General features: G+C 61.9%; 1 protein-coding gene. It reads left to right on the top strand.

The window, feature by feature from the left end; genetic code table 11:
- Positions 1-357: transketolase-like TK C-terminal-containing protein (locus ENTHG_RS00225; RefSeq protein ID WP_044172086.1), on the top strand; the 357-nt coding region annotated here is incomplete at its 5' end.

Here is a 357-nt window from a genome sequence, read left to right as displayed (position 1 = left end):
TGCGACGGCCAGCCTGAGCTTATCTTCATCGCCACCGGCTCTGAAGTGGAGCTGGCAGTCGCGGCTTACGAAAAACTGACGGCCGAAGGGGTGAAGGCGCGCGTGGTTTCCATGCCGTCCACCGACGCGTTCGACAAACAGGATGCGGCGTACCGTGAGGCGGTGCTGCCGAAAGCGGTCAGCGCGCGCGTGGCGGTGGAAGCAGGTATCGCTGACTACTGGTACAAGTACGTGGGCCTGAACGGCGCGATTGTCGGCATGACCACCTTCGGTGAGTCCGCCCCGGCAGAGCAGCTGTTTGAAGAGTTTGGCTTCACCGTGGACAACGTGGTGGCGAAAGCGAAAGCGCTGCTGTAA

Source organism: Phytobacter massiliensis JC163 (assembly GCF_000321045.1).
Taxonomy (GTDB): Bacteria; Pseudomonadota; Gammaproteobacteria; order Enterobacterales; family Enterobacteriaceae; genus Phytobacter_A; species Phytobacter_A massiliensis.
Note: the sequence above shows the minus strand (reverse complement) of the source record. Positions and strands in the feature narration are given on the sequence as shown.